The sequence below is a fragment of the Chitinophaga sp. genome, from assembly GCF_036569125.1.
GTDB lineage: Bacteria > Bacteroidota > Bacteroidia > Chitinophagales > Chitinophagaceae > Chitinophaga.
This window is the reverse complement of sequence record NZ_DATCRF010000577.1, coordinates 1-5,660: the sequence shown is the minus strand read 5'-3', so window position 1 is coordinate 5,660 and position 5,660 is coordinate 1. Positions and strand designations below refer to the sequence as shown.

The 5,660-nt window shown below is 51.3% G+C and carries 5 protein-coding genes; all 5 read right to left on the bottom strand.

Annotated elements, in window-relative coordinates; genetic code table 11:
* Positions 1-2,254: SusC/RagA family TonB-linked outer membrane protein (locus VIM87_RS21730; protein WP_331999040.1), on the bottom strand; the 2,254-nt coding region annotated here is incomplete at its 3' end.
* Between the two features lie 206 nt (positions 2,255-2,460).
* Positions 2,461-4,443: a carbamoyltransferase gene (locus tag VIM87_RS21725; protein WP_331999039.1), complete on the bottom strand. Its 1,983-nt coding sequence runs from the start codon at positions 4,441-4,443 to the stop codon at positions 2,461-2,463.
* Positions 4,444-4,449: 6 nt separating this feature from the next.
* A complete protein-coding gene (locus VIM87_RS21720) occupies positions 4,450-4,599 on the bottom strand; it encodes a DUF5989 family protein (RefSeq protein ID WP_217605039.1) in 150 nt (49 codons plus the stop codon).
* 39 nt (positions 4,600-4,638) lie between these two features.
* The gene (locus VIM87_RS21715) at positions 4,639-4,881 is read right to left on the bottom strand and encodes an SxtJ family membrane protein (protein WP_331999038.1); all 243 of its coding nucleotides are present in this window, start codon (positions 4,879-4,881) and stop codon (positions 4,639-4,641) included.
* An 11-nt stretch (positions 4,882-4,892) separates the two neighbouring features.
* The coding region (locus tag VIM87_RS21710) for a hypothetical protein (RefSeq protein ID WP_331999037.1) at positions 4,893-5,660 on the bottom strand (768 nt) is incomplete at its 5' end.

Sequence of the window (5,660 nt, the reverse complement as noted above, 5' to 3'; positions counted from 1 at the left end):
CCACAATGTTATCCAGCCCGCCCAGGTCCACTACCTTATTGCGGTTAATGGAGGCGATCAGGTTACTGCTCCAGGTTAATTTTTTATTGCTGATGGGTGTACCGCCTAAAGCAAATTCCAATCCTTTATTTTCTACGCTGCCTATGTTGCGGGCATAGGTGGCGCCACTGTTATAGAAAGGCGCCTGGAAATAATACAGCAGGTCCTTGATCTTTTTGTGATACGCATCTACCGTAAAAGTGAGGCGGCCTTTGAGGAAGGCGGCATCCAAACCGGCATCATACTGCTCCGTACGTTCCCATTTCAGGGAAGTGGATACCGGGCTGCCCAGCGGTGTGGTTACCGTAGGTTTGCTGCCATCAAAATAATAAGGTGCTCCGGTGCTGATCTGCGGAATGGTAGCATAAGGGTTTACTGCCTGGTTGCCTGTTACGCCAAAGCTGGCGCGCAGCTTCAGGTCGGAGAAAATGCGGTTATCCTGCATAAACCCTTCCCTGGCAATGTTCCAGCCCAGGGCCAGTGAGGGAAAGGTGCTGTACTTATCCAGCAGGTGGGATGAGCCATCCACCCGCACGGCTGCTGTTAACAGGTATTTATTTTTATAGGCGTAGTTCACACGGCCCATGTAAGACTGCAAAGCATCTGCCCAGTAGCCGGATGATACCAGCTGTGTGCTGCCCAGTCCTATATTATAATAGCCATTCACATAACTGATCAGGTTTACGCCCTGCGCATTGGAATTAATATTGCGGCGGTTCTGCTGCTCATACAACGCGGTTACGGTAAGGGAGTGATCGCCAAAATCACCGCGGTAGGTAAGGAAGTTACTGTTCTGGTAAGAGCGGTAGCGGGTATTGCCCTGTGAGGCAAAGTCGCGGCCCGACATTCCCAGGCTGGTCTCTTTCCCGAACAGCTGCTGGTTCAGCGACCACTGGATCTCGTAGGTGTTGTTGGAAGTGAAGCTAAGGCCGGGCAGTATGCGCCAGGTAAATACGCCCGTTCCCGTTAGGTTGGTGGCGCTGTTATCTACCTGCTGGTTGCTGGCCTGCGCTACAGGGTTGATCTGTATGGAGCCGTATTGCGCGGAGAGGATGTACTTACCATCTGCATTGCGCACGGGCGATGTAGGATCCCACTGGGTTGCCTGTGCAAACGGGTCTATCAGGTCGCCGGGGTACTGTGTATTGCGGTTCTGCGGGAACAGCGCGGTTACGTTCACCTTCAGGTCCATTTTATCGTTCAGCTTCACATCCACATTACTTCTTAAGGTGGTGCGTTTATAATACTGGTTCAGGATAAGGCCCGGCTGATCCAGGTGATTAAAGGAGAACATGTAGCGCACGCCGGTATTACCGCCGGATACGCTCAGCTGGTAGTTCTGGATCCAGGGGCTTTGCTGCAGCTCCTTTTGCCAGTTGGTGCCGCCTTTGGACTGCAGCTCCTGCAGCTGCGCATCGGTAAATGCAGCGGGGTTGCCGGAAAGCTGGAACTGTGTGTTCACCGTACGGGCAAAATCATACGCGTTCATAAGATCCAGCTGTTTGGGTACGCTGGCTTTGCTGAACCAGGTGCTGAAATCCACATGCGTTTTGCCTTCCTTACCGCTTTTGGTAGTTACCAGCACTACGCCGTTAGAGCCCCTGGAACCGTAAATAGCCGTGGCAGAAGCATCTTTCAGTATTTCCATGGATTCTATATCATTGGGGTTAAGGGATTCCACGCTGCCGCCAATGTAACCGTCAATTACATACAACGGTTCGTTAGAGCCGGTGATGGAGTTCACCCCGCGGATCCGCACGCTTAAACCTGCGCCGGGCTGGCCGTTGTTGCTGGCTACCTGCACACCGGAGGTAGTGCCCTGCAAGGCCTGCTCAACCCTTACCAGGGGGCGTTTTACAATTTCTTCCGACCTAACGGTGCTGGTAGCGCCGGTAACATCTCTTTTGCGCTGTACGCCGTAACCTACCACCACCACATCATTCAGGGAATGTGCATCTGTTTTCAGGCGTACGGTTATGGTAGCGCCATTCACCGCTACTTCCTGCTCCACGTAGCCGATGTAAGAAATAATCAGAACAGGGGATGCCTGTTCTCCGGTGTTGATCTGAAAATTTCCGGAAGCATCTGTGATAGCGGAAACCGTGGAGGCCTTTACCCTTACCGTGGCGCCGGGTAATGGCTGGTTGCCTTCATCGGTCACAGTGCCCTTTACCAGGTGTTGCTGGGCATGCGCATCCAGGAAAACAAATGCCATGACAAGTATTAGCACTAATCTTTGCATAACGGGACAGTTTCGATTTAAACTTTTGATTGAAATAATACTGCAAGTAAGGCGGGGCACACTAACACGGGCATTAATAACGGGCTAACGAAAAAATTAATTTTATGGAAATGCTTTAACGTGGGCCTTAATGGTTATATTATTTTTTTGCAACCCATTGGTTGTGAAGTGCTTTTTAATTAATCGGCCATATATTTCTGTGCAGGAATATTTTGTACCGCGGTTTGTTTTGCCCGCTCCAACAGGTAATTACCCATTACCAGGTAATCGATTGCGGTATGCATGAACGCCAGGAAAGCATCTTCCGGGCTGCATACAATAGGCTCCCCACGCACATTAAAAGAGGTATTAATGAGCATCGGGCAGCCGGTGAGCATTTTAAAATCGTGGATCAGCTGCCAGTATTTTGGATGGGTTGCTTTATTAACGGTTTGAATGCGGGCGGAATAATCTACATGGGTAACAGCGGGCACGGGCGAGCGGGGATCACTTAAACGTTCATAAATATTTTGCTGATAGTTTTCCGGTACGGGAAAACGCAGCGCTGTTCTTAATGGTGTAACAAATAACATATAAGGCGAAGGGGCCTGCATATCAAAATGTGCTGCGGCATCTTCTTCCAGCACGCTGGGTGCAAATGGGCGGAAAGCTTCCCTTGCTTTTATTTGCAGGTTAATGTGCTGCTGCATGCGGGGATTGCGGGGATCGGCCAGTATGCTGCGGTTACCCAGGGCGCGGGGCCCAAACTCCATACGGTCCTGGAACCAGCCAATAACCTTACCTGCTGCCAGCAGCTGGCTAACGCGGGCGCTGAGGGTTGGGAGATCTGGTATATATTCAGCGGTAGCATTATAACGCTGAATGGTGGCGGCAATTTGTTGCTGGGTGAAGGCCGGGCCTAAAAGGGCGGATTGCATAGCGTCGGGGGCGGGGCCTTTAAGAAGATGGTTGGAAGCGCTGGTTGAGTTTTGCATAATCCGGGGCATTTGCTCCGCGATGTGATATGCCGCCAGCGCAGCGCCTAATGCGCCACCGGCATCACCGGCAGCAGGCTGGATCCATATATTATCAAAACAACCGGCCAGCAGTACCTGGTAATTTGCAACACCATTCAGGGCTACCCCGCCCGCCATTACCAGGTTCTTACTTTGGGTAATACGCTGCGCGGTGCGGGCCAGCGCTACCACGATCATTTCCGTAACCTGCTGCATGGCCAGGGCCAGGTTCCTGTGCGATGGCGTGATGGCGGATTCCGGCTGCCGCCGTGGAATGCCTAAGAGCGCGGCCCACTTTTTATCATTGGTCATACGCAGGCCGGTGGCAAAGCGGAAGTACGGCATGTTTAATAAGATAGAACCATCTTCCCTGATATCTACTAATGTGGAGAGGATCTTTTCTTTGAACAAGATAGTTTCCGGCGACTGCGGATCGCCGTAAGGCGCAAGCCCCATGAGCTTATACTCCCCGCTGTTCACCTTAAAGCCCAGGTAATAAGTGAAGGCGGAGTACAGCAAACCTACGGAATGTGGAAAGCGCAGCTCCTGCTTTATTTTTATTTGATTACCCTGCCCATGGCAAATGGTAGCAGTAGCCCACTCCCCTACGCCGTCGATGGTAAGAATGGCCGCTTCTTCAAAGGGAGATGGATAAAAAGCGCTGGCAGCGTGGGACAGGTGATGTTCGGGGAAGTAGGTGGGGATGTTGCTGGTTTTCCTGGTTTTGTTGTTTTTCTTCCCTTTCTCTTGATCATCGCCCTTACCTTGATCACCTTCTACACCGCCCAGGCCAGCCATGCCCTCACTACCATGCAACTTTTCAAACTGTTTGCGCAGCAGCTTTTTAATGTGCAGCTTTTCGTGCAGCCATACCGGTATGGCGGTTAAAAAGCTGGGCAGCCCTGCTGGTGCAAAGGCATGATACGTTTCCAGCAGGCGCTCAAACTTCAGCAAAGGTTTATCATAAAAAGCAACAGCGGTCAGCTGACTGTAGGCAATGCCTGCCTCCTGTAATACATACCGGATGGCATTCTCCGGAAAAGATGCATCGTGCCTGATACGGGTAAAACGTTCTTCCTGCGCAGCGGCTATTATTTTACCATCTATAATAATGGCAGCGGCGCTGTCGTGGTAAAATGCTGAGATGCCTAATATATAGCTGGCCAAAGCGCGTTAAAATAAGGTGTAAATAAAAGGCGCCAGGGCCGGTACGCTGGTAAGCACTACCAGCACGGTAAGCAACAGCAGCATAATGAGCAGCGGCAGCAACCAGAATTTTTTCCGGGTGCGCAGGAAAAGAAAAAGCTCTTTAAAAAATTCCATAAACGTGGTTGATATGGGCCGGCCTTTTTGGCCCGCCCGTTAAAAAGTGTGCAATAGATCCTCTTTCGTATACATATGATCCCGGCTCACCATTACCGAACCGCGGCCCTTTTTAAACTGCCGGATGCGGAGGCTGTCCTTACCGGCGAGCCTTCTCAACAGCCCAACAGGCGTAACGATAATAAAGAACAGGATGCTGAGTATAATACGGATATTAATGTACCCCAGCACCATTCCGAACTTCACCCAGGCAGCGTATAGCGCGCGAAAGATTTTTTTCATGATGTAATGTTTCATTTTCCTAACCCCGCCAGTAACAACAAGGCCTGCTTATTTCCGGGGTCGGTTTTTAAGCGCTTCTCCAGGTAACTGGCCGCGCCTTCGTTATTGCCCATTTGCTTGTATTTGTTCACTACCGGGCTCAGTGCCTCCGGGGTAGTGGTTTGTTGCAGCTGTATGATCTCTGCCGTAAGCTGTTTCACCGGCGCCAGGTTCAGTCCGCGGTCATTATGCTGCATGGCATAATCCAGGTAAGGCATGGCAGCCAAGGGCTGATCCATTTTCAGGTACAGCACAAAAAGCGTGCGGGCCATTTCAAATGTGGGCGACAGCGCAAAAGCCTTGCGGAAGTAAAAGGCGGCATTATTGAAATCATTCAGCTTGCCGTATAAATTGGCGGCCCGCTCATATAAAGCCGCATCTGCAGGATGTTCCAGCACCAGCGTTTCCACCACGGCAGCTGCACCAGCCCAATCGGCCTTACCAGCATAATAGTTATACAAGGTATCCATTACAGCCGGCCAGTAAGTATGCCGGAAAGCAAGGCCATAGGCCAGGCGCTCTTCTTCCGTATTTACAGGTAAGGTATCCTTTACCGGCACCCTGGTAAAAGGCCAGCTCCTTTTCAGGTTAGCAATGCGGTAAGCGCCTGCCAGGGAATCTACTTTGGTAACTGGCATGCTGCGCAGCAGCTGCGCAAGGTTCATGGCATCTTTTGGAAAAAAGCCTGCCTGCTGCATGGTGTTGTAAAACGCGTCTGACAGCACTGCGTAGCCCTGCAG